We start from the raw sequence: 24,613 nt of genomic DNA, 5'->3' as shown, positions 1-24,613 counted from the left end.
CATTATTTTTTTGTGAGTCAACCGACAAGATTCTACATTTCCCGGCATCAGCCGTTGATCAGATACAGCGCCTCGTCCACGAAATTACTGGCCTGCCGGCTCTCCACCTCGATGGCCTCCGAAGGGATGATATTCGCCTCGTCCAGACTGATGCGTAGCGAGAGGCACACCCGTTTTTCATTGACCGTAGCCCTTCCGTGGCGCAGGCGGATGTACCGGGCACCTATCCCCCCGTCGGCGTCGGTATGCCGCACGTGTTCATTGAAATTCCCGGCATGGGGGCTCGTCAGCCCGATGGTTCCCTGAATACGGCTACCGGTAGAAAGGAGCCGTTCATAAATCTTGTCGCTCAATTGAATAGTCAGTTCCATACGATTCCGTTTTTAAAAGATTCAACCAATCAGCATTTTCACGCGGTTTCATAAAGCTTCAACCGATAGCGTTCATTTTCACAAGGTCCTGCACCAGGATGTCCTGAAACACCTGTCCGTTATACTCGCGCGTCTGGAAACGGAGTGCGGCATACACCAGGTCGCCCGCATAAAACCGGCACGAAGCCAGGCTTCCCAGCATCACCGCCACATAAGAATCTTCGTACTTTCCGCCCAGTTCCTGCAACACGATGTTACACTTCATCACCTGTCCGCCCTCGGCCTTCTGACTCTGCACGGCAAACGCTTCGCCCTGCCTGAGCACCTTCATCAGTTTTTTCATAGTTCCATTATTTTAGAGGTTGGAGGCATACAAAACGAAATGCCCCCGCAACCGGTATCTGTTCCGGTTACAGAGGCAAAGGTATGGTAGGGGGAAAATAAAAAACTGCTACGGGGATGGTACGGCGTAGGTGGTACGGGAAAAAGAAGGACGTTCCAGAGATTTTTATTAAGTTTGTGGAAACATAGCCTTATGGAATCCCCATGGAAGCATGTTCCGATGAAAACATATCCCTATGAAAAAGAAGAAGAAAAACATCATCCGCCTGCTCATCGCCCTGGTTGTAGTGATTGGTGTGGTGTATGCCTCCCTGCCCTATTACGCCCGTCAGGCACTCATCCACTGGATGCCCGTCATCGACGACCTGGAAACTTTTCACCGGCATACGGTACACCATAATCCCGCTGACGTGTGGCACTGGCCCCTCTCGGCCGACTATAACCGCTACCCACTGGCAGAGGATGACGCGCACTACCTGGATAGCCTGCGCACCGTGTCATTCCTTGTCATCCGGCATGACAGCATCCTGTTCGAAAGCTACCGTGACGGATGGAACGACACGCTGACCTCAAACCTCTATTCCGCCACAAAAACCATCGTGGGACTGCTGACGGGTATCGCCCTCGACGAAGGGAAAATTCATAGTCTGGACGATTCCGTATCACGCTACATACCTTCCTATACGAAAGGGATGCAGGCCGACGTCACCCTGCGCCACTTGCTGACCATGAGCGGCGGCATGGCGTGGGACGAGGCATACGCTTCACTTTTCTCCGTCACCACACACGGCTATTACGGCAATGACCTCTACGACCTGGTAACCGGCCTGGAAGTGGTTGACCGCCCCGGCGTGCAATATTCCTACCGAAGCGGCGAAACGCAACTACTGGCATTCGTCATCGAAGCCGCCACCGGGCAAACGCTGAGCGACTATGCCGAAGAGAAGCTCTGGCGTCCGATGCAGGCCGAACGGGATGCCTACTGGTTGCTCGACAAGAAAGACGGCGACGAAAAGGCTTTCTGCTGTTTCCACACTACGGCACGTGACGTGGCCCGTTTCGCCAGTCTCCTGTTGCATCGCGGCAACTGGCACGGCCGCCAACTGGTTTCCGAAGCCTATATGGACGAAATGATGCGTCCCGCTTCGTACCTGAAAGACCAATGGGGCAAGGACCCCCTCAGTTACTACGGCTTCCAAACGTGGATAATGGATTATCGCGGGATGCGTTGTCCCTACATGCGCGGGATGCTGGGGCAATACATCATCGCCATCCCCGCGCTGGATGCCATCGTCGTGCGCCTGGGCCGCAAACGTAGCGACGTATATACCCGTGAGATTACAACCGACATCACACGGTATATGGATATAGCCATGAAGATACTGGGAAAAAACGAGGGTATTTAACCGACACTTCGGCCATACATACACCCTTATAACGCAGCATAATGAAAAGTTTGATTATTTTTGTTCGATATTTAATATTCATTAACATATATCGGGCAATCGGTATCCGTTCCGGTTACAGAGGCAAAGGTATGGTACGGGCAAAAATAAAATCCATCATAAATTTTTGATATGTGAATTATGTTTACTATTTTTAGCAATTACATAATCTTTTAAGCAACCGTAACGGTAACCAAATATTAAAAATGACATGATGAAAATCATAAATACGATATTACTGATTATAGCAATTGCCTGTTCAACATCTTGTGACCTTCAAAGTAATCGTATGTTTAATGATACGCATTATTATAATCTGGCATTCAATTTCAGAGATTCTTCCGGTAATAATCTATTGGGTGGAATCAATGAGTCAACGGTACGGGAACTTTACATAATTCCTAAAAACTACAGAAACGGAGAAGAGCTGGAAGGGCCCGACAGGTTTCAGATCAAGTACGAAGGCTACCTGAATATAATTTCTTTCAAGAATATAAGTACCACACTGACAGCTTCATATACATCATTAAGTCAAGATCTTAGAAAAATCACTTATCAAATAAAATGTCCCTATGTTTTTGGAGATGAAGATATACATGAATTCATAACCTATTGGGATTTATGCCTTATACCTAAAGACGGGAGACAGGCCAAATGTTACCGCATAGAATATGAAGGAAGGGCATATACCCCTCTGCAAATTGAAAACAACTATTCACTGGCGGTCATAACACTCGGCACTCCATAACCATTCATCTAACCATTCACCACATTACCACCCGGCGCTCCTCCCCGGAAAGAGGAAGTCCCCCGCCTGATCTACAAACAAAAGCCTACGGGGACAAGGGCTTTTACCAAAACGGACAGATCATGAAGAAACTATTGTTCACGCTATTATTGGGGGGCTACGCCCTGGCAGGATTCTCTCAGGTGCGGTTCGACGCCAAAGTGGGAATATTGATGGCCAACGTAAACGCCAACAACACCACCAGCATGAAAACGGGATACGCCTTAGGCGTGGGTATGGACTACCCGATCAACAACAAATGGGCTTTCCAGACCGGACTGATGTTCACCGGAAAAGGTTACAAGGTATCCCACATCAAGGCCAAGGCGCATTACCTTGAAATCCCGTTGCTGGCCGCCTTCAAGGTACCCATATCCGACAACGTGAATTTCGTTGCCAACGCAGGGCCTTACCTGGCCTTCGGTCTCGGCGGAAAGACGAAAACCGAAGATAAAGGGATGTTAGTCAGCACAAATTATTTCGGAGAAGGCAAAGCCAGGCGTTCCGACCTGGGACTCCAATATGGCATAGGGGCCGAATTCGGCAATATTCTGCTGAACCTGACCGGCCAGCACGGATTCATCTCACCGTTTGATGACAGCTATGCCAGAAATCTGGCATTCACCCTGACCCTTGGTTACAGATTCCGTATTCATTAACATATATCGGGCAATCGGTATCCGTTCCGGTTACAAAGGCAAAGGTATGGTACGGGAAAAGAACTGGTACGGGATGATACAGCGTAGATGGTACGTGAATGGGAAAATGACTGATTATCAAGCCGTCATTACTTCAAGAGGCCAAACTTTTTCAAACGCTTCGGCGATACGTTACCCGACTGGATAACGGTTGCTATAATCAGTTCCATGTCATCATCTGCTATTTTACCGAAACTTTCACATTTGTAGCGATGGGCAAAGACGTCAGAAGAAATTTCCTTCAAATCTCCGCAAAAGACGAAACGGTTTATTTCCAAAAAAGGATATTTGGAAGAAGAAATCGGATAATGGAGGGCTTTGAGCTTAGGAGACAACTTCTCATTAATACGGGTATTGATTATAACAAAACCTATCAGACCTCCGTCGGGGGTCTTGCCTAATACTACAAAATATTTGTTCCGATCCGTATCGCCCGGATTCTTGGGAGTAATACCTTCAGCCGTCGTCAGCTTCATACGGATTATATCCCCCTCCCTATTGATTGAAGCAGGTTTTCTTTCGATTCCTGCGACAACAGATCCTTCAACGAAACCATAACCGTAAAATCAGATAGCCAACAACCGGTCAAACTCCCTGTTCTCCTTGATAAACTCAAGCGTTTCTTCCGAAGCTCCTCCTGCTTCGGCCATCAGAAGCGGGTCCATCTCCGAATTTTTCTGCCTGGCGTAGGCTTCCTGCCAAGCCCGGTCATGCGACTTCTGAGAGAGCGCACCGAAACCCTGACCTTTATTTTCGGCAATCGACCGGTCCAGACACTCGATATCCGAGGCCGACAATTCATCCATATCCGCCTTTTCACGGGCACAGACATAGTTTTCATACAACGGGTCGGCCTGATAAAGCGCATCCGAAATCATTTTCAAAGGTGATCCCGCACGTAAAGGTTCCTTTCCGGTTACGTCCTTCAAAGCATTATACAGGTGCGAAGCCACAGGACCGTTATCCATGGCACAAAAGGTATCGTTTGAAAGCCGGGTTCCCCATTCGGCATAATGCGCACGGTCAGCAAAATACAGAATCTTCAGGATATGGAAAATATCGACGGTTCCGCATTGGTTGACGATATAGAGGACAATAGCCTTCAGCTTGAGGATATCATCATGAGTCAGTGCTTGAACATGTGCCATGATAAAATGAATGAATGGTTAGAATCTTTGTGTGGCAAATTTACGAAATTATCTTGATTTTCTGCTATTTCATCTTTCTCTATTCAGTGTTTTAAAATATTTTCAATAATCTTCATCACGGTACAAACCCCGGCATAGGGAAAGGTTAACCATATCTGCCGGTGCTATGATTGAAGTGTCGAATATATAACGCAGCATAATGAAAAGTTTTATTCCATTTCCTTCTATTTTAAGGAACATTAACAAAATAGTGTGCTTTATAAACTTGATTCTTGCCGCTCTACCGTTCACATCACCTTCCTGATCCGTTCCCTGAACTCACTTATACGCCTCTGGTCCATCGACTTCCCGCACCCTGTCCGCAAGGTTTCGGAGTTCATGTGCCACAAACCGCCGAAGGTTTTCCACAGGTGCTTTATCCCCAGCCTGTCGGCCAGCTCCGAGGCGAGCACGCCCTTCTGGGTAATTGACAGGCCGACGGGCTGCCACCGTCCGTCCAGAATACCTGCCGAGCACATCCGCTCCAAGAGGGCCTGCGCCTCGGCGGTACGCAACGGTTCCGGAAGAAGATCATCCGCCAGCAAAGCCGCTTCCTGCTCCGGGGCTACATCTTGTTTCCGGCTTACATTGTGTTCACGGCTTACACCGTTTTCCCGGTCTACATCGTGTTCACGGCTTACGTTCCGCTCCCCGTCCGCCTCCGTTTTCTCTGCGCCTGTACTGCTGGGCATTACCGTCTGGAAGGTAGGGTTCGTTATCTGGCAACCGTTGAACTGGAAGCCGTAGATGTTGTTTACAACCGGTTGTTGTCCGTCATTTTTACTATCCATAGTGTTTTTCTGTTAAGGTTCTATCCGCTCGGTCCTGCCTATCACCGGACTTTGCAGGCTACTTTTATAAAACTGGTTCGCTCCCGCATGGAAGATGTTCTGCGTCACCATCTGTCCGCCGGCCAAGAGTGAAATCCGCTCGTCGATGCGAGCTATAAGCGGATTGGTTACATGTGGCCTTTTCAGCTCGTACAGCCTGAGCTTCAGGGTGTTCAGCCTGTTCACATCATCCCGCTCCAAGGCATTCATCACCAGATTTTCCAGCATTTCCACATCGACCGCTTCTTCCACCCTCACCGGCTCCACACCGATCTCCGCCTTCTTCGGGGCATCCTCCGGTTCTACCGTCCCTCCGCCGTCCGCACCGGCCAGGTAATCCGTTACCGGAAGCACCACCCGCCTGCCGCGGTTATCTTTCGTACGCCGGAAAAAGGCGTCGAGCAGGGCATGGAAGCGTCTTTCGCCGCCCATCATGACGCAGATGGCCACACACACCGGAGCGTGCGGATTCTCGTGTACACGGTCGGCGGCGGGAGTGGCATCGGCCAGGCAGGTAAAGAGAACCGCCATGACCGCCGCACGGAATACGGGCGCCGACGGATAACGTTCGCAAAGCTCCGTGTAAAGAAATTCTACCTCCGCTTCACGCCATTCGGGTTCGCGCCCCAGCAGGCGGAGCATCCGTTCCACTTCGTGCCACACCTCCACCTCGCCCCCATGTCCGGCACGGGCCAGCACGCCCAGCGTAGGCAGCCATTGCCTGAACAGGGCGTCCTGCTTATATCGGTCAAACAGATTGCGTCTTTCGTATGCGGTCATGACTTCCCCTCCCTAATCGATAAAGCGACTGGTAAATGCCTTGATCCGTTCCATCGCCTCATCCCTGCCGGCGGAGTCACTTTCCGCCAGCCTGTCGAACACATCGGCGGCTATATCCCCCGTCAGGTAGTTGTCTTTGCCCACATGGACGGGTTTCCGCCCCTTGCCGTTCGGAAGCAGGGTAATCACGTTGTTGCCTCCCACCTCCTCCATCAGCGCGCCCACCAGCGAAGCCTGGAAGGTATCGTTCTCGTCGAGCTTCAGGCGGCCTCCCTTCACAGATTCCTGGCTCCAGGAGAGGTCGCTCCCGTACGATTCGCGGGCCATGGTCATGTAACTTTCCATCGCCTTGCGCAGGCGCTCCAGGTTGAGGTGGGGCAACCGGAAGCTGATGCGGCGGAACCCGAGCGGATACCGCCCCGCATCGTTCGCCACATCCCAGAAGGCCGAACGGGTATGCAGCTGGTCGATGCTCACGCTCAGGCCGTAAGGACGCAGCAGGCGGCGCAGGGTGCTCTGCAGGATGCCCTGCACCTGGTCAACGCCCGCAAAGGCCAGCGCCCGCTTCTCGATGACGATACGCTGGATGCCGGGACGGTTGTCTATCACCACGATACAGGAGGGGAACTCGTCGCACGTCTCTTTCGTGAAGTCTTCCTTCTCTACCACATGCGCCCGGCGGTTCGAGATCTTCATTACCGCCATCCCGTCGGCATACGGAACCAGGTAGCTGTGCAGGTGGCGCTTCTTGCCCCGCGGACTTCTGAACACGATTTTCCGTGAGCCGTCGCTGTCGGCGGCCAGAATTTCGGATAGGATTTCCTGTTTGCGGGCGAAATTTCCGTCGGCATGGACGGTGGTCGAAGCGGTGGTAGTAGAAAACTCATCCTGCACGGACGAGGAGGGCACAAGCCGGGAGAACTGGTAATTGTAATAGCTGAATGTACTCATGTTTTTCTGTTCTTCTTCTGTCTGATTAAGGTTAAGCGAATAACCCATGCCGCCATGAGGAAAGACACAGAACTCCCGTATGCGTATGCGTCAGTCAATTAGTAACCATTTTTGCAAAGATAATATTTTACACTTGTTTTTAATTAACTTTATTAAAAAAGCTGAAAATTTTTTTGCATATGCATTTCTATATATTTATTGCATATTTATTCTTACATTACAAAACTTACAGCATTACACAAACATAAATCCGCTTTTAACGGATAATTGTAAAAATGTAAATATATTTCTTATATTATATATATAATATATATATTATATATATAATATAAAATTTATAGTGGAAGTATCCATGCAGGCAATGCCGTTTTTCACTTTTAATAAACTGTAAGGTTTGTAATGTAAGGGCTGTAACGCAAAAGAGGGGCACCGTTATGGAGGCAACGGGTATCGCTACCCAAGGTAATGACGGCATCACCACACAAGCAACGGCATCACCACAGAGACGGCGGCACCACACAGGTAACAAACGGCATCACCACACAGAGACGACGGCATCACCACAGAGACGACGGCATCACCCCACCCCGAAGTACTCCGAAAAAAAAACTTTTCTTCGTTAACAGATTTTCACACCTTAGCGGCACCCGTTTTTTGGCATCACAATTGAACTTCCCTAGCTTTGCGGTATAAAATTGATGCGGAGCGGTTCCGGAACGGCCGCATCGGATTCCAAAAAACACGAACCAGAAAATAACCAGAAAACAACATGAAAACAACCAGAAAATAACCTGAATCTAACCTGAAACAAACCGAATCTAACCTGAAAGAAATCTGAGAAACAAATTTGAAAACGAACCTGAAACAACCTGAAAACAACCTGAATCTAACCTGAAAACGACCAGAAAATTAACCTGAACGTCTAACCTTAAAACTTCAAAAATCCAATTATGAGCATCTATTATCGAGTAGTAAAACGGGTTGACCCGCGCGACCCTCAGGGAACATACAAGTATTATGCCGCCGGCGCATCGATGGGACGCGCCACGCTGAACGACCTGGCCATCCAGGTGGCCCGACGCTCGGGACATTCCGTAGGAACGGTAGCCGGAATCCTGTACGACCTGTGCGAAGCGATTGTCTACTTCATCGGGCAGGGACGGAACGTAGACCTGGGCAACTTCGGAATCATCCAGCTCCGCCTGCGCAACAAGTCGGGAAGCATTACCAAAAACGATTTCCACCTGTCGCAGATCGATGAGAAGAAACTGCATTTCATTCCGGGATTCACCATCACCAGCCAGATTAACGGCGCCAGCCTGACCGATGCGGAATCGCTCTACAACAGCCTGGCCGGTATTCCTGAAGAGGAAGCTGAAGAGGAAATGGTGTAACACGGATAACCATTAACGGATAACGATCAACGGAAAGAACGATTAACAAAAGAACCATCAACGGAAAACGATTAACGGATAGAACGATCAACGAAAGAACCATTAACGGAAAACGATTAACGGATAGAACGATCAACGAAAGAACCATTAACGGATAACGATCAACGGAAAGAACGATCAACAAAAACGATTAACAAGAACCATTAACGGAAAAGATTAACAACCCAATAAAAATTTCGAACCATGAGTGTATTCTACAAAGTAATTCCACGTAAGACGCCCGGAGACCCCGAAGGGGAAGTGAAATACTACGCGACACAGAAAATGACAGGAACAGCCACACTGAACGAGGTGTGCGACTACATCGCTCCCCGCGCCGGACGCTCCGCCGGTTCCGTGAAAACCATCATCGAGGACTGCGCCACGGCCATAGCCGAAACGCTGGCGTCGGGCCGGACCGTAACGCTGGACGGCTTCGCATCGTTCAAGGTTACCTTCAACAGCAAGGGTGCGGAAACGCCCGAAGCCTTCAGCAAATCGGCCATCGAGAGGGTGAACGTGCGCATGCGCCCGAAAAAGAACCTCAAGAACGCCGCCGAGCAGGGCGTGAAGCTGGTGAGCATCGGCAGCATAGCTGCCAAGACGACAGGCACGGGAACGGAAGAGGACGGAGTTGAAGACGAGCTCGGCATGTAATACGGCTCCCCTTTGATACCCTATAAGTAACCCTAACCCTGTGAGTAACCTCTTTGAAACCCTATGAGTGAAACCCTGCTCTCCCTCCTCATCCCGGTTGTGGCGTCCGCCCTCACGGGGGCGGGCACCTACCTGGTAACCCGCAAGCAAAAGCGGAACGACTTCATCGCCTCGCTCCAGCACTCCATCGACTCGCTCGCCGCCTCGTACGACGAAAGCATCAAGGAGCTGTGCGAAGTGAAAGCCACCAACATCGACCTTACCCTGAAAATCAAACAGCTAGTACATGAAAACCAGTTATTGCGCGATGAAGTCAATCGCCTTAATAGCCGCATCGATGCTATGCGCATGCCGGACACCTGACCGCCTGCCCGTCACTACGGTGACGGAGCGTGTGCGGACCTTCGCCGCAAGGGACTCGTTGTCGCTCACCGCCCTGATACGCGTGGATACCCTGAAACGCATCTCCCTGGCCGAAGTAAGCGCCGCCGCCACCCCGCACATGCGGTACAGCCTGCGCCTGGATACCCTGCCACAAGCCTCACGCCAGCCACAAGCCTCACGCCTGCAACTGGATGTGTACAACATCCGAGACAGCATCCGCATCATTGAACGCGACTCGGTGGTGTATCTCCCCGCTCCCCAGGCCGACGGAGGCCGGGAGGACCACACATCGCGCATCCTGCCCATCGCCCTCATAGCCGTATGCGTGGCGGTGCTGGTAAGAAAAGCCTCCGGATAAAAACCGGGGGCTTCGCCGTTTCCGGAGGTCCTGTCCCACAAATCCGAAGGTTCCGCCCCACAAATCCCGAGGCCTTATCCCACAAATCCGCAGGTTCAGCCCACAAATCCGCAGGCCCCGCCCCACAAAGAATATGCCATAATCACCGATTCCTAGTCCGGACAGATCACAAAACGGGCCTCCGGGCCGGTTTATTCTCCGGGAAACATGAAGCCGGACAAAATTTTTTCTTATCTTTGCGTGACCTATCACCACTTCTTTAAACCATGTCTATGAGCGAAGATACATTTAATACAGACGATACGTTGAACCCCGAAAAAGAAGGACATTCCGACTACAGACCCGCCGACACGAACGACGACTCGGTAAAGCACCAGTTGAGCGGCATGTACCAGAACTGGTTTCTGGACTATGCCTCGTATGTGATTCTGGAACGTGCCGTGCCCCATATCATCGACGGACTGAAACCGGTACAGCGCCGCATTCTGCACTCCATGAAACGCATGGACGACGGACGCTACAACAAGGTGGCCAACATTGTGGGGCACACCATGCAGTTCCACCCGCACGGCGACGCCTCCATAGGCGACGCGCTGGTACAGCTGGGACAGAAGGACCTGCTCATAGACTGCCAGGGGAACTGGGGGAATATCCTCACGGGCGACAGCGCCGCCGCTCCACGTTACATCGAGGCGAGGCTTTCGAAGTTCGCCCTCGACGTGGTGTTCAACCCGAAGACTACCGAGTGGCAAGCTTCCTACGACGGACGTAACCGCGAGCCCGTAACGCTCCCGGTCAAGTTCCCGCTCCTCCTCGCTCAGGGAGTGGAGGGTATAGCCGTAGGACTTTCGTCGAAAATCCTGCCGCACAATTTCAACGAGCTTTGTGACGCCGCCATAGCCTACCTGAAAGGGGAGGATTTCCGGCTCTACCCCGATTTCCAGACGGGGGGATCGATAGACGTGTCGCGCTACAACGACGGCGAACGCGGAGGGGTGGTGCGCGTGCGGGCCAAGATCTCGAAGCTGGATAACAAGACGCTGTGCATCAGTGAAATACCTTACGGAAAGACCACGGGCTCACTGATAGACTCCATACTGAAAGCCAATGAAAAGGGCAAGATCAAGATACGCAAGGTAGACGACAATACGGCCGAAAAGGTGGAGATTCTGATTCACCTGGCGCCGGGAACCTCGTCGGACAAGACGCTGGACGCCCTGTATGCCTTTACCGATTGTGAGGTGAACATCTCGCCCAACTGCTGTGTGATAGACAACAAGAAGCCTTGCTTCCTCACGGTGAGCGCCGTGCTGAAGAAATCGGCCGACAACACCCTGCATCTGCTCCAGAAGGAACTCCACATCCGGCGCGACGAGACGCTGGAAACCCTGCATTTCGCGTCGCTGGAAAAGATCTTCATAGAGGAACGCATCTACAAGGACAGGGAGTTCGAACAGGCCGAGAACATGGACGCCGCCTGCGAGCACATCGACGAGCGGCTCACGCCCTACTATCCGCAACTGGTGCGTGAGGTGACCAAGGAAGACATCCTCAAGCTGATGGAAATCAAGATGGCGCGCATCCTGAAGTTCAACAAGGACAAGGCCGACGAGCTGATAGCACGCCTCAAGTCCGAGCTGGAGGAGATAGACCATCACCTGGCGCACATCACCGAATATACCGTCGACTGGTTCCTGCACCTGAAGGAGAAGTACGGGGCGGATTTCCCGCGGCGCACCGAAATACGCAACTTCGATACCATTGTGGCTACCAAGGTGGCCGAGGCCAACGAGAAGCTGTACATCAACCGCGAGGAGGGATTCATCGGCACCGGCCTGAAGAAGGACGAATACATCTGCAACTGCTCGGACATAGACGACGTGATCATCTTCTTCAAGGACGGGAAATACAAGATAGTACGCGTTTCGGACAAGCTGTTTGTGGGGAAGAACATCCTGTACGTGAACATCTTCAAGAAGAACGACAAGCGTACCATCTATAACGTGATTTACCGCGACGGGAAAAACGGATACCACTACATCAAGCGCTTCAACGTGACGTCTAGGATTCGCGACCGGGAATACGACGTGACGCAGGGTACGCCGGGATCGAAGATCGTGTACTTCACCGCCAACCCGAACGGGGAAGCCGAGGTGATCAAGATCACGCTCCGCCCCAACCCGCGCATCAAGAAGCTGGTGTTCGAGAAAGACTTCAGCACCATCAACATCAAGGGACGCCAGTCTATGGGTAACCTGCTCACCAAGTTCGAGGTGCACAAGATAGGGCTCAAGCAGCGCGGAGGGTCTACGCTGGGCGGAAGGAAGGTGTGGTTCGACCATGACGTGCTCCGGCTCAACTACGACGGGCGCGGCCAGTTCCTGGGCGAGTTCCAGAGTGACGACTACATCCTGGTGGTGCACGGCAACGGCGATTTCTACACTACCGACTTCGACCTGAACAACCATTATGACCCGGATATCAGCTTCATCGGGAAGTTCGACCCCAACAAGGTCTACACGGCCGTGCTCTATGACGCCGACCAGCAGAACTACCCGTACCTGAAACGCTTCGCCTTCGAGGCTTCTTCCAAAAGGCAGAATTACCTGGGCGAGAACCGGAAGAACCGGCTCATCCTGCTTTCGGGCGAGGCATACCCGCGCATCCAGGTGGTGTTCGGGGGGCACGACAGCTTCCGCGACCCGCTGGTGGTGGAAGCCAGTGATTTTGTGGGGGTAAAGAGCTTCAAGGCGAAAGGGAAAAGGCTCACCACCTATACCGTAGACCGCATCGAGGAGCTGGAACCCACACGCATGCCCGAACCGGAACCCGAGCTGCCCGACACGGCCGATGAAGAACAGGCCGATACCCCCGACGAGAACGGACAGATGACCATATTCTAACCCTCTGTGTACATGACGAAAATACGGATTTATCTGATACTACTTGCCCTGTGCGCCGCAACAGGCGTGTACGCGCAGGAAGACAGCCTCTGGGCCACACGGTACGTGATGCGCTCTACGCTGTTCGGCATCGGATACAACAATACGCTCGAAACGTATCTCTCTCCGCTGGAATATACCGGAGCCGAAATAAGGTTCATGCATGAACGCATGCGCATGACACGCCTGATGGGAGGAAACGTATCTACCCAAAGCATCATACAGGGCAACCTGTCGTATACGGAAAACCCGGCGGGGAACGCCCACATGTATGCCGGACTGGTGAACTGGAGCTATGCCCTGCATTACCGGTTCCGCCTGAGTCCGCAACTCAAGATTCTGGCAGGCCCCGTCCTCGACCTCAACGGGGGTGTGGTCTATAACCTGCGCAACTCGAACAACCCGGCACAGGCCAAGGCATACGGAAGCCTCGGGGCATCTGCCATGGCCATCTATAAGTTCCGCATCGGGCACTGCCCGTTCACGCTACGCTACCAGGCCGACCTGCCTCTGCTGGGAGCCATGTTCTCGCCCGAATACGGCGAATCGTATTACGAGATATTCTCCCTGCACAACGGGGGGAGGAACGTGGTGTTCACCTCCCTGCACAACAGCCCTTCGCTCCGGCAGATGCTTACCCTCGACTTCCCGATAAACACTACCGTTATCCGGGCGGGCTATAGCTGTGACATCCGGCAGGCCAAGGTAAACAACCTGAAAAGCCATTCTTATTCGCATTGCTTCATGATAGGATTTGTACGTAACATGTACATGTTGCGGGGAAAGAACAAGATAAGCATGCCCGAAAAACAAACACCGTTCTGATTATGAAAAAAAAGATACATCTTTTCCTATTATATATGATATGTGTGTGGACCGCCGTCCTGAGCGGTACCACGCTTGCATCGTGCATCCGTGAAGACGTGAGCGGAAACACTCCCGAAGCCAATTTCGAAGCGCTCTGGCAGATCATAGACCGGCAATACTGTTTCCTCGACTACAAGAAAGAGGTGTACGGGCTGGACTGGGACGAGGTGCACGAACGGTACGCCCGGCGCATCACTTCCTCCATGCCCTCGGAAGCCCTGTTCGAAGTCCTCTCGGACATGGTGAACGAGTTGCGCGACGGTCATGTGAACCTGAGCAGCTCGCTGGCCACGTCGCAATACCGCGAATGGTTCGACAGCTATCCGCGCAACTTCAGTGACAGCATCCAGAGCAACTACCTGGGAAAGGACTATACCATTTCGTCGGGGCTCACCTACCGGATTCTGGAAAACAACATCGGCTACATCTATGTATCGAGCTTCTCGGACGGCATAGGCGACGGCAACCTGGACCAGACGCTGAACCAGATGGCCGTGTGCGACGGTCTGATTATCGACGTGCGGAACAACGGCGGGGGAAACCTCACCACCGCCCAGAAACTGGCCGCACGCTTCACCAACGAAAAGGTGCTGGTGGGCTACATGTGCCACAAGACCGGCCCGGGACACGATGAGTTTTCAGAGCCCAAACCCGTCTACATAGAACCGTCGGACGGTATACGCTGGCAGAAAAAGGCGGTGGTGCTCACCAACCGGCGCTCATACAGCGCTACCAACGACTTCGTGAACAGCATGAACCAGTTCCCCAACGTCACGCTGGTGGGCGACAAGACCGGAGGCGGATCGGGACTTCCCTATACCTCGGAAATCCCCAACGGGTGGTCCATACGTTTCTCGGCCAGCCCCATGTTCGACCCCCAGATGAACCAGCTTGAATTCGGGATAGATCCGGACGTGAAAGTAGACATGAGCAGTGAAGACATGCAGAAGGGAAAAGACACCCTGATAGAAACCGCCTGCCATATTTTAAAAAATAATTAGAAAATGTTTTGCAGATTTAAAAATAAAACATACCTTTGCGTCACCAAAATAATAATTTGTTAACTCATGAAAAGGGCGCCAATGGCGTAATTGGTAGCCGCGCCAGACTTAGGATCTGGTGTCGTGAGACGTGTAGGTTCGAGTCCTATTTGGCGCACATTTTTTCAAAAAAGTAGGTGAAACCCTCCGCAAGTGATTGTAGAGGGTTTTATTTTTTTTATCCCTCTACCTGGTTCGCCGGCCAGTTTACCAGATACAGCACTTCCGTGGCACGGGTAAAGGCCGTGTACAGCCAGCGGTAATAGTCGGGGGTGAGCATCTCTTCCGTAAGATAGCCCTGATCCAGGAATACCCTTTTCCACTGGCCGCCCTGAGCCTTATGGCAGGTCACGGCATAGGCATACTTCACCTGCAGGGCATTGTACCAGGGATCTTCCTTCATCTTCTTCATCTTTCCCGCCTTGGTAGTGATATCGGCGTAATCCTCCAGCACGGCGTAGAAAAGCCTGTCGGCCTCCTCCTTCGTGAGGGAAGGGGCGTCCGAGTGCAACGTGTCCAGCAGGATACGGGTATCCAGCTCCAGATCGCCGTAATCGGGGAAAGCCAGGGTCACGTCGGCAAAACGGAAGCCGTACATTTCACGCACGCGGCGCACACGGCGCACCACCGCGATGTCGCCGTTGGCTATAAAGTCCATCTCCTTACACTCCGCCCCCCAGTAATAGTTGTTCTTGGCCACCATCAGCATGTCGCCCGTATTCAGCTCGTCCTCCCGGTACAGGATCGTGTTCCTGATCCCCCGGTTATAGAGGTTGGCCCGCTTGTTCGACCGGCAGATAATCATCGTCTCGTCCATCCCTACCTTCTCATAACACTCGTTGATGGTTTCGATCAGCTCGTTTCCGGGCACGGTACGGACATCGGCAAAGCCCTGGAGGCGGAGGGCCGGGAACAGGCCGTACGCGTCTTCCGTCACGAATTCACGGATGCGGGTGGCGTTGAACAGGATGCCCGAATCCTGCTCCTGGCGCACCACCTGCGTAAGGACACGCTCCGTAACGTTCAGGCCGTAGCCCGAGAGCATGGCGGCCGACAGGGCCGGACTTTCCTCCTCGCCCACCGGCGGAAGCTGGGCCGTATCGCCTATCAGCATCAGCCGGCATCCCTGGCCCGCGTATACGTACTGTACCAGGTCGTCAAGCAGGCGGCCGCTCCCGAACATGCCCCCCGAGAGGCCCTCATTGGCTATCATAGACGCCTCGTCTACAATAAATAAGGTATATTGATGCAGGTTGGTATTGACGGCAAAGTTGTCCAGGCTGTTCGAAAACGAGCGCTGGCGGTAAATGCGCCGGTGTATGGTATAGGCCGGGTGCGAGGCATAGCGTGAAAAGACCTTGGCGGCGCGACCGGTGGGAGCCAGCAGGACACAACGCTGCTTCAGCTGGTCGAGGGTCTTCACCAACGCGCTGGTGAGCGAGGTTTTCCCGGTGCCGGCATACCCCTTCAGGAGGAAGATACCGTCAAAATCGGAAGATAATAAAAAATTTGCGAAAGAATTGATAGCAAATTCTTGCTCTTCTGTTGGTTTATAGAAAAAATTTCGCTTAATTTGCTGCGATAAATTATCATTTAACATAAATATCGTATAAAAAGTTCACCCAACTTTAATGCGGTTCAAGTAATTTATTTATTTTTGCGGTACGAATATAAACTAAAAAAAAAGAATATTATCATGAAAACAGTTATTAATCTTGTACTGGCGGTCTGTGTCATTGCCTTAGTCTACATCTGCTATGGCAGTATTATGGGTCCTATCAACTTCGACAAAGAAAAAGCAATCCGTGAAAAAGCGATCATCACTCGTCTGATCGATATCCGTAAAGCTCAGGTAGAATATCGTGGCGTTCACAACGGCGCATATACCGCAAGCTTCGATACCTTGATCCAATTCGTAAAAACAGCCAAACTTCCGTTCATCATGAAAATCGGTGCTTTGACCGACGACCAGTTGAACAACGGTATGACCGAAAAGAAGGCGGTTGCCATGATTGAAAAAGCCAAGAAGACCGGTAACTGGAAAGAAGTTGAAGAAGCAGGCCTCACCAACTTCCGTCGTGATACAATGTGGGTAGCTGTTATGGATACAATCTTTGAAAAAGGATTCAATCCGGATTCATTGCCATACGTTCCTTACGGTAACGGTGCCAAATTCGAAATGGCCGTACGTCAGGATACTACCAAATCGGGTGCTCCTCTGAACCTGTTCCAGGCACAGGTTGCATATGATGTTTACTTGGGCGACCTGAACAAGCAGGAACTGATCAACCTGAAAGACGTTCAGGAAAAATTAGGCAAATATTGCGGTCTGAGAGTCGGTGATATCGAACAGCCTAACAACAACGCAGGTAACTGGGAATAATCCATATTATGACCGATAAGATAGATTTTTCAAAATCTGAACAATATACATTATCCATCCGTCTCAGTACGGATGGATTTTCTTTTTCTATCTATAACCCGTTGGGGGGGAGCGACTTCTATTTCCGCTCCTGGCCCGTCAACACACAGCAGTCCATGGCCGCCAACGTCAAAGCCTTTCTGGCCGCTACCGACGAGCTGAAAAACAAATACAGACAGACCAACATTCTGGTCCATTCCTCACGCTACACTCCGGTTCCCATCGAACTGTTCGAAGACGAACTATCGGAAACCCTCTTCTACCAGAACCTGCCCAAACAGAACAATGAAATCGTGTTATGCAACGTATTGGGTAAGAGCAATGTGGCAATCCTGTTCTCCATCGACAAGCTGACTCACCTTTTCCTTTCCGAACAATTTCCGGAAGCGCGTTTCTTCTCGACGGTGAGCCCCCAGATAGAATACCTGTCGGGCCGTAGCAGGCAAGGCAACAACTACAAGCTCTACGCCAACCTGCATCCTGCCAGCGTCGACGTGTTCTGCTTCGAAAAGGGAAGGCTCCAACTGGTCAATTCCTATTCCGTCACTTCGCTGGAAGATTGCTGCTACTACCTGCTCAATGTGTGGAACCAGCTCGGGTACGACCAGGAAAACGACGAACTTCATCTGACAGGACTCTCCGAATGGAAAAACGGACTCGTCCTCCAGCTTAAGAAATACATCCGGCGTGTATTCATTATTAACCCGCAAGCGGACTTCAACGAATCGCATACCAACCCGATCGAAGACATTCCGTTTGACATACAATCCTTACTTATATGCGAGTAATCAGTGGTATCTACAAGCGGAGACGTTTCGATGTCCCCCATACCTTCAAGGCCCGTCCTACAACCGATTTTGCCAAAGAGAACCTCTTCAACGTCCTGTCGAACTATTTCGATTTCGAGGACCACGTGACGGCGCTCGACCTGTTTGCCGGCACGGGAAGCATCAGCATCGAACTGGTTTCACGCGGGTGCGACAGGGTCATCTCGGTAGAAAAGGACCCGCAACACTATGCCTTCATCTGCAAAGTGATGAAAGAGGTGAAGACCGACCGGTGGTTCCCCATGAAAGGCGACGTGTTCCGCTACCTGGAACGGTGTAGCGAGCAGTTCGACTTTATCTTCGCCGACCCTCCGTATGCGTTGAAGGAATTGCCGGAAATCCCCGACAAGGTTTTCGGGGCCAATCTGCTCAAACCGGACGGCCTGTTCGTCCTGGAACACGGGAAGGACCTGAGTTTCGAAAAACATCCTAACTTCGTGGAGCACCGTCATTACGGGAGCGTGAACTTCTCCTTCTTCAGAGCAACGGAGCAAGCAGACGTACAACCGACTCTGTAACCTTATTTTTCCAGTGACGCTTGTCCCAGATCTTGGGTGAAAGCAACATACAGTCTCTCTGGTCGTTCAGAAAGACCTCCTTCAAAGCCAGTGCCGTTCTCTTGTCGTAGAAAAAGGCATTGGCTTCAAAATTATGTTCAAAACTCCTGAAATCCATGTTGGTCGACCCCACGGAAGAGATTTCATCGTCCGAAACGATCAGCTTGGAATGGAGGAAGCCTTTCTTGTACAGGTAAACCTTTATCCCCGCCTTCATGAGCTCGTCCAGATACGACATGGATCCCTTGTGCGTAAGAAAAGTATCCGCCCGTTTGGGAAGCATGACCCTCACATCCACACCGGCCAGGGCCGCCGTCTGGAAAGCCGTCATGATCTCCTCCGTAGGCAGGAAATAAGGCGATTCCACATAGAAATAATGGCGGGCGCAACAGATGGCCTTCATCAGCCCCTGCATGATGTCATGCCATTCGCCCACCGGATCGGAGGTCACGATCTGGGCCACGGTACTGCCTTTATCGCCCATTTTAGGGAAGTATTCGGCCGATGTGAACAACGTACGGTCAATGGCATACCAGTCGGTCAGAAAAGCCGTCTGAAGCCCGTATACGGCCTTCCCTTCCAGTCTTACGTGCGTATCCCTCCATATCCCCCAGGGAAATCCCTTCACGTACCTCCTGGCAATATTCATCCCCCCTATGTAGCCGGTCTTTCCGTCGATGACCACAATCTTGCGGTGGTTGCGGTAATTCACCTTACTCGTAAAGCGGGGGAACTTCACCTTCAGGAAACTCCTCACCTCGATGCCGCCACAAAGCATGCTGTCGTAAAACAGAGGATCCACATTCCAGCAACCCACGTCATCGTAAAGCAGACGTACCTTGACGCCTTCCTTTACCTTGTCTATAAGCAGATCCCGGAGCATACGTCCTACCGGATCGTTCTCGAAGATATAGAACTGCAGGTGGATATGATGGCGGGCTAGGGAAATGTCATGCATGAGCGCCTGAAGCATGGAATATCCGTCGGTATAGATCTTCAGGTCGTTCCCGGGAAAGGCCAGTGCCGTATTCACCCGCGAGAAAAAGGACAGGACCGGATTTTTCTCCAGGGCCTTGATGGATTGCTGGGCCTGGTATTCCGCCATCGGACGCTTGCTCAACCTCGCATACCCCTTCCTGCTGATAAGACGCTCCTTACGCTGGCTCCGGCCGAAAAAGAAATAGAATACAAGCCCCACAACCGGTAAAAAGAACAGCACGAGAATCCATGCCATTGTCTTTACCGGATTACGGTTATCCAGTATCACAATGAAGATTGTAGTCAAAATAACGGCAAAATACAGCACGTTAAACACAACCGAAAATAATTCATTAATAACCATGGTTTCCACTCCAGAATTGTCATCCTCGTAAATATACAAGTATTTCCATAATAACAAGACATATGTATAAACAAAATGCAGTCAACTTTTCACAAAGTCAACTGCACCGACATATAGTAAACTTTATAAGAGAGAATATTTCTATTTGTTTTCTACTTTGATGTAAAAATAAAATATTTTAGATATATAGCCAAATTTTATAAATATTTTTTAAACGCGATATGTTGTTAAATATATTTTCATCGCTCAGGCCCGGGCGTTCGCAATGATGTCGACCAATATCGGCTTCATTCCACCGACAAAACATTCTACGGCTATCACCATCAGGATAAGTCCCATCAGACGCATCATCACGTTGTTACCCGTTTCGCCGATCAGGTCGACCAGTCTGGTAGAGAGGCGGAGAATCAGGTATGTCAAGACATATACAATGGCAATCACTACGACCAGTGTAACCTTCAGCTCCCAGTTGGTAGCATCATCCATCAGAATAATGCCGTTGGCTATGGCACCGGGACCGCACAGCATCGGAATGGAAAGAGGGGTGACGGAGATGTCATCGGCATAAGTCTTGATTTCCTCGTCCTTCAGTTTCGTATTGGTATAACGCGCCAGAAGCATATCATAACCTATCTTCAAGATGATAATACCGGCAGCTATACGGAAACCGTTGGTGGAAATACCGAAAAACTTAAAGAGGAATTGTCCGCAAAACGTAAACGCCAGCAGAATAACGAACGAAATGATTGTTGCACGTCGCACAATATGATGACGTTCCTTGTCATCCAGACCATTGGTCATGGTAAGGAAAACAGGCATCGTCCCTAACGGATTAGTCAATGTAAAGAACGATGTAAAACAAAGCAACGCAAAAGAAAAGATATCCATACAAATCGATAAATAAGGTTAATACAACTATTAGTTAAATATCTATATTCATTTATTATTTAATATCTATATTCATTCATTTAATATCTAATTCATCTTGACTATCTTAACTATCTTAACTATCTTAACTATCTTAACTATCTTAACTATTATCTATTATCTATAATTATCTATATTCATTTATTAAATATCTATGTTCATTACAAAGGTAGCTCTTTTACTCCATAACCGGCAACGATCTACCCTCATAATTCTTTCCGTATAGACATAAAAAAAGCCCCGAAGTCGGACTGACCTCGGGGCCTTGATAAGACGGCGACTACCTACTCTCCCACTTTTACGCAGTACCATCGGCGTGACGAAGCTTAACTTCTCTGTTCGGAATGGGAAGAGGTGGAACCTTCGTGCCATAGTCACCTGAATTTCGTTATATGATGTCATGACTCACAAGCAAACCGCAATCTCCAGCCTTACTGGCCGAACGTATATGGCATCCGTCCCTCTTGGGGGGGGGACAAGGAAAGAATACGGGCAATTAGTAATGCTCGGCTTTGGTGTCTCCACCTTTACACCTGCATCCTATCGACGTCATCGTCTTTGACGACCCTGAGAAATCTAATCTTGTGGCCGGCTTCGCACTTAGATGCTTTCAGCGCTTATCCGATCCCGACTTGGATACCCGGCGATGCACCTGGCGGCACAACCGGTAAACCAGAGGTCGGTCCAACACGGTCCTCTCGTACTAGTGTCAGAGCCACGCAAATTTCATACGCCCACGATAGATAGAGACCGAACTGTCTCACGACGTTCTGAACCCAGCTCGCGTGCCACTTTAATGGGCGAACAGCCCAACCCTTGGGACCTTCTCCAGCCCCAGGATGTGACGAGCCGACATCGAGGTGCCAAACCACTCCGTCGATATGAGCTCTTGGGAGGGATCAGCCTGTTATCCCCGGAGTACCTTTTATCCTTTGAGCGATGTCCCTTCCATTCGGAAACACCGGATCACTATGCTCTAGTTTCCTACCTGCTCGACCTGTCTGTCTCCCAGTCAAGCGCCCTTATGCCATTACACTCTGCGGACGGTTACCGATCGTCCTGAGGGCACCTTTAGAAGCCTCCGTTACGCTTTTGGAGGCGACCACCCCAGTCAAACTACCCACCAAGCAATGTCCTCCACCCGGGAGTTAGAACTCAAACAAACGAAGGGTCGTATTTCAACAGCGGCTCCACGGACACTGGCGTGCCCGTCTCAAAGCCTCCGACCTATCCTACACATCGCGTGCCCAAATCCAATGCTAAGCTATAGTAAAGGTTCACGGGGTCTTTTCGTCCCATCGCGGGTAATCGGCATCTTCACCGATACTACAATTTCACTGAGCTCACGGTTGAGACAGCGTCCGGATCATTACACCATTCGTGCAGGTCGGAACTTACCCGACAAGGAATTTCGCTACCTTAGGACCGTTATAGTTACGGCCGCCGTTTACTGGGGCTTCAATTCAACGCTTCTCTTGCGATGACGTCTCCTCTTAACCTTCCAGCACCGGGCAGGTGTCAGGCTGTATACTTCTACTTTCATATTCGCACAGCCCTGTGTTTTTGTTAAACAGTTGCCTGGACCTATTCTCTGCGCCCTCTCTTGCGAGGAGGGACCCTTTATCCCGAAGTTACAGGGTCAGTTTGCCTAGTTCCTTAACCGTGATTCACTCAAGCGCCTTAGTATATTCAACCCGACTACGTGTGTCCGTTTGCGGTACGGGTACCTTACAGGTTATGTTTAGCGGATTTTCTCGGCAGTCTGCTTACCTGCGCTGTCACCGCATCCCGGAGGAATTGGTGTACTCTCAAGGTCGGCTCTCCCCACGGATTTGCCTGCGGGAATCTACGCCTACACTCTTCAACGGGCTATTCCGTCAGCCCGCGGCAGTGCCACTTCTGCGTCTCCACGTCACCCTGTAAGGTAGTAACGGAATCTTGACCGTTTCTGCCATCGGCCTCGCCGTTCGGCTGAGCCTTAGGTCCCGACTTACCCTGATCCGATTAGCGTTGATCAGGAAACCTTAGTCTTTCGGCGAGGGGGTTTCCCGCCCCCTTTATCGTTACTTATACCTACATTTGCTTTTCCATACGCTCCAGAACACCTCACGGTGCGCCTTCAACGCCGAATGGAATGCTCCCCTACCGATACTTGCATATCCCACGGCTTCGGCAGACAACTTCATACCCGATTATTATCCACGCCCGATTCCTCGACTAGTGAGCTGTTACGCACTCTTTAAATGAATGGCTGCTTCCAAGCCAACATCCTAGCTGTCTTAGCAATCAGACTTCGTTAGTTTAACTTAGCTGTCATTTCGGGGCCTTAGCCGGTGGTCAGGATTGTTCTCCTCTCGGGCACGGACCTTAGCACCCATGCCCTCACTCCCATGATCGAACTGATGCGCATTCGGAGTTTGTCAAGACTTGATAGGCGGTGAAGCCCTCGCATCTTATCAGTCGCTCTACCTCGCAGCAGTAATTCATGAGGCTGCACCTAAATGCATTTCGGGGAGTACGAGCTATCTCCAAGTTTGATTGGCCTTTCACTCCTACCCTCAGCTCATCCAGAAGCTTTTCAACGCTTATTGGTGCGGACCTCCATCTGGTGTTACCCAGACTTCATCCTGGCCAAGGGTAGATCACTTGGTTTCGCGTCTACCGCATCTGACTCGACGCCCTATTCAGACTCGCTTTCGCTTCGGCTCCGGGACTCATGCCCCTTAACCTTGCCAGACACGGTAACTCGTAGGTTCATTATGCAAAAGGCACGCCGTCACTTCATAAAGAAGCTCCGACCGCTTGTAGGCGCACGGTTTCAGGTACTCTTTCACTCTTCTGTTCGAAGTGCTTTTCACCTTTCCCTCACGGTACTGGTTCGCTATCGGTCTCTCGGGAGTATTTAGCCTTGCCGGATGGTCCCGGCGGATTCACGCAGGATTCCTCGTGTCCCGCGATACTCAGGATTCCGCTATGCTTCGTCTCGCTTCATGTACCGGACTCTCACCGTCTACGGTCTGATTTTCCAAACAGTTCCATTCACGAGATTGCTTGCAACGTCGCGGTCCTACAACCCCGCCCATGCCGTAACATGAGCGGTTTGGGCTCTTCCCCGTTCGCTCGCCACTACTGGGGGAATCATTCTTATTTTCTTTTCCTGCAGGTACTAAGATGTTTCAGTTCCCTGCGTTAGCCTCCATCATAAGATGGATGATACCTCTTCAAGGTATCGGGTTGTCCCATTCGGAGATCCGCGGATCAAGGGTTATTTGCACCTCCCCGCAGCTTTTCGCAGCTTATCACGTCCTTCTTCGCCTCCGAGAGCCAAGGCATCCGCCATGCGCCCTTCTCTACTTTCCTTATCACGTTCACACTTCCGCTTTTGCGCGGAGTGGGATGACATATACTTTCAGCTCTGTACTGAAAATTACTTTTTGCTTGTTACATCATGTCATAGACCTATTCT

The 24,613-nt window shown here is 51.0% G+C and carries 23 protein-coding genes, 1 tRNA gene and 2 rRNA genes; 14 read left to right on the top strand and 12 right to left on the bottom strand.

From position 1 onward, the window contains the following. Nucleotides 1-47: 47 nt before the first annotated feature. Together BQ7489_RS14235 and BQ7489_RS14230 are read right to left on the bottom strand one after the other, a co-directional pair. Nucleotides 48-371 (bottom strand): hypothetical protein, encoded by a 324-nt coding sequence (locus BQ7489_RS14235; RefSeq protein WP_072531609.1) that lies wholly within the window; start codon nucleotides 369-371, stop codon nucleotides 48-50. A 58-nt stretch (nucleotides 372-429) separates the two neighbouring features. After that, complete coding sequence (locus tag BQ7489_RS14230) at nucleotides 430-714, bottom strand: hypothetical protein (RefSeq protein ID WP_072531608.1); 285 nt, start codon at nucleotides 712-714, stop codon at nucleotides 430-432. Between the two features lie 235 nt (nucleotides 715-949). Here BQ7489_RS14230 and BQ7489_RS14225 point away from each other — a divergent pair, with 235 nt between their 5' ends. The 3 genes from BQ7489_RS14225 (at nucleotide 950) to BQ7489_RS14215 (ending at nucleotide 3,604) form a co-directional block, all read left to right on the top strand. Then, nucleotides 950-2,119, top strand: coding sequence for a serine hydrolase domain-containing protein (locus BQ7489_RS14225; protein ID WP_072531607.1), 1,170 nt, complete (start codon nucleotides 950-952; stop codon nucleotides 2,117-2,119). A 250-nt stretch (nucleotides 2,120-2,369) separates the two neighbouring features. Then, nucleotides 2,370-2,906 (top strand): hypothetical protein, encoded by a 537-nt coding sequence (locus BQ7489_RS14220; protein ID WP_072531606.1) that lies wholly within the window; start codon nucleotides 2,370-2,372, stop codon nucleotides 2,904-2,906. Nucleotides 2,907-3,028: 122 nt separating this feature from the next. Next, nucleotides 3,029-3,604 carry a porin family protein gene (locus tag BQ7489_RS14215; RefSeq protein WP_072531605.1) on the top strand — a complete coding sequence of 192 codons (576 nt, stop codon included), beginning with the start codon at nucleotides 3,029-3,031 and terminating at the stop codon, nucleotides 3,602-3,604. Nucleotides 3,605-3,732: 128 nt separating this feature from the next. Here the strand turns inward: BQ7489_RS14215 and BQ7489_RS14210 are convergent, their stop codons facing one another. The 5 genes from BQ7489_RS14210 to BQ7489_RS14190 form a co-directional block, all read right to left on the bottom strand. After that, on the bottom strand, nucleotides 3,733-4,119 hold the full coding sequence (locus BQ7489_RS14210; protein WP_083580628.1) for a hypothetical protein: 387 nt from the start codon (nucleotides 4,117-4,119) through the stop codon (nucleotides 3,733-3,735). A 90-nt stretch (nucleotides 4,120-4,209) separates the two neighbouring features. Beyond that, a complete protein-coding gene (locus tag BQ7489_RS14205; RefSeq protein ID WP_083580626.1) occupies nucleotides 4,210-4,791 on the bottom strand; it encodes a Panacea domain-containing protein in 582 nt (193 codons plus the stop codon). 287 nt (nucleotides 4,792-5,078) lie between these two features. Beyond that, complete coding sequence (locus BQ7489_RS14200; protein ID WP_072531604.1) at nucleotides 5,079-5,621, bottom strand: hypothetical protein; 543 nt, start codon at nucleotides 5,619-5,621, stop codon at nucleotides 5,079-5,081. Between the two features lie 12 nt (nucleotides 5,622-5,633). Beyond that, complete coding sequence (locus BQ7489_RS14195; protein ID WP_072531603.1) at nucleotides 5,634-6,440, bottom strand: hypothetical protein; 807 nt, start codon at nucleotides 6,438-6,440, stop codon at nucleotides 5,634-5,636. A gap of 12 nt (nucleotides 6,441-6,452) precedes the next feature. Beyond that, a complete protein-coding gene (locus BQ7489_RS14190) occupies nucleotides 6,453-7,391 on the bottom strand; it encodes a hypothetical protein (protein ID WP_162617816.1) in 939 nt (312 codons plus the stop codon). A gap of 950 nt (nucleotides 7,392-8,341) precedes the next feature. Between BQ7489_RS14190 and BQ7489_RS14185 the strand changes: the two genes are divergently transcribed. The 8 genes from BQ7489_RS14185 to BQ7489_RS14150 all read left to right on the top strand — a co-directional run bounded on the left by BQ7489_RS14185 (nucleotide 8,342) and on the right by BQ7489_RS14150 (nucleotide 15,190). Beyond that, a complete protein-coding gene (locus tag BQ7489_RS14185; protein ID WP_072531601.1) occupies nucleotides 8,342-8,785 on the top strand; it encodes an HU family DNA-binding protein in 444 nt (147 codons plus the stop codon). Nucleotides 8,786-9,028: 243 nt separating this feature from the next. After that, the gene (locus tag BQ7489_RS14180) at nucleotides 9,029-9,481 is read left to right on the top strand and encodes an HU family DNA-binding protein (RefSeq protein WP_072531600.1); all 453 of its coding nucleotides are present in this window, start codon (nucleotides 9,029-9,031) and stop codon (nucleotides 9,479-9,481) included. A 63-nt stretch (nucleotides 9,482-9,544) separates the two neighbouring features. Beyond that, nucleotides 9,545-9,844, top strand: coding sequence for a hypothetical protein (locus BQ7489_RS14175; RefSeq protein WP_072531599.1), 300 nt, complete (start codon nucleotides 9,545-9,547; stop codon nucleotides 9,842-9,844). A gap of 139 nt (nucleotides 9,845-9,983) precedes the next feature. Beyond that, nucleotides 9,984-10,223 carry a hypothetical protein gene (locus tag BQ7489_RS14170; protein WP_162617815.1) on the top strand — a complete coding sequence of 80 codons (240 nt, stop codon included), beginning with the start codon at nucleotides 9,984-9,986 and terminating at the stop codon, nucleotides 10,221-10,223. Nucleotides 10,224-10,495: 272 nt separating this feature from the next. Next, nucleotides 10,496-13,126, top strand: a complete 2,631-nt coding sequence (locus BQ7489_RS14165) for a DNA gyrase/topoisomerase IV subunit A (RefSeq protein WP_072531597.1) — start codon at nucleotides 10,496-10,498, stop codon at nucleotides 13,124-13,126. A gap of 12 nt (nucleotides 13,127-13,138) precedes the next feature. Beyond that, nucleotides 13,139-13,990 (top strand): DUF3316 domain-containing protein, encoded by an 852-nt coding sequence (locus BQ7489_RS14160; protein WP_072531596.1) that lies wholly within the window; start codon nucleotides 13,139-13,141, stop codon nucleotides 13,988-13,990. 2 nt (nucleotides 13,991-13,992) lie between these two features. After that, nucleotides 13,993-15,033: a S41 family peptidase gene (locus tag BQ7489_RS14155; RefSeq protein ID WP_072531595.1), complete on the top strand. Its 1,041-nt coding sequence runs from the start codon at nucleotides 13,993-13,995 to the stop codon at nucleotides 15,031-15,033. A 75-nt stretch (nucleotides 15,034-15,108) separates the two neighbouring features. Next, a tRNA-Leu gene (locus tag BQ7489_RS14150) sits at nucleotides 15,109-15,190 on the top strand. 60 nt (nucleotides 15,191-15,250) lie between these two features. On the opposite strand, the gene BQ7489_RS14145 is transcribed toward BQ7489_RS14150, so the two are convergent. Then, entirely contained in the window at nucleotides 15,251-16,672 is a 1,422-nt protein-coding gene (locus BQ7489_RS14145; protein ID WP_072531594.1) for an ATP-dependent DNA helicase, read from the bottom strand. A 96-nt stretch (nucleotides 16,673-16,768) separates the two neighbouring features. Between BQ7489_RS14145 and BQ7489_RS14140 the strand changes: the two genes are divergently transcribed. From BQ7489_RS14140 to BQ7489_RS14130, 3 genes are read left to right on the top strand one after another with little or no spacing between them, the layout of a single operon-like run. After that, nucleotides 16,769-17,455, top strand: a complete 687-nt coding sequence (locus BQ7489_RS14140) for a hypothetical protein (protein WP_072531593.1) — start codon at nucleotides 16,769-16,771, stop codon at nucleotides 17,453-17,455. An 8-nt stretch (nucleotides 17,456-17,463) separates the two neighbouring features. Continuing rightward, nucleotides 17,464-18,282 (top strand): DUF3822 family protein, encoded by an 819-nt coding sequence (locus BQ7489_RS14135; protein ID WP_072531592.1) that lies wholly within the window; start codon nucleotides 17,464-17,466, stop codon nucleotides 18,280-18,282. Next, nucleotides 18,273-18,839, top strand: a complete 567-nt coding sequence (locus BQ7489_RS14130) for an RsmD family RNA methyltransferase (RefSeq protein ID WP_072531591.1) — start codon at nucleotides 18,273-18,275, stop codon at nucleotides 18,837-18,839. Before BQ7489_RS14135 ends, BQ7489_RS14130 begins: the two co-directional genes overlap by 10 nt. Here BQ7489_RS14130 and cls read toward each other — a convergent pair. From cls to BQ7489_RS14110, 4 genes are all read right to left on the bottom strand, one after another. Beyond that, nucleotides 18,799-20,220 (bottom strand): cardiolipin synthase, encoded by a 1,422-nt coding sequence (gene cls / locus BQ7489_RS14125; protein WP_072532205.1) that lies wholly within the window; start codon nucleotides 20,218-20,220, stop codon nucleotides 18,799-18,801. The genes BQ7489_RS14130 and cls overlap by 41 nt on opposite strands. A 246-nt stretch (nucleotides 20,221-20,466) precedes the next feature. Continuing rightward, entirely contained in the window at nucleotides 20,467-21,108 is a 642-nt protein-coding gene (locus BQ7489_RS14120) for a MarC family protein (protein ID WP_072531590.1), read from the bottom strand. A 310-nt stretch (nucleotides 21,109-21,418) separates the two neighbouring features. Continuing rightward, a 5S ribosomal RNA gene (gene rrf, locus BQ7489_RS14115) occupies nucleotides 21,419-21,529 on the bottom strand. 94 nt (nucleotides 21,530-21,623) lie between these two features. Continuing rightward, a 23S ribosomal RNA gene (locus BQ7489_RS14110) occupies nucleotides 21,624-24,507 on the bottom strand. Nucleotides 24,508-24,613: the final 106 nt, after the last annotated feature.

The sequence above is a fragment of the Bacteroides ilei genome, from assembly GCF_900128495.1.
Lineage (GTDB): Bacteria > Bacteroidota > Bacteroidia > Bacteroidales > Bacteroidaceae > Phocaeicola > Phocaeicola ilei.
Note: the sequence above shows the minus strand (reverse complement) of the source record. Positions and strands in the feature narration are given on the sequence as shown.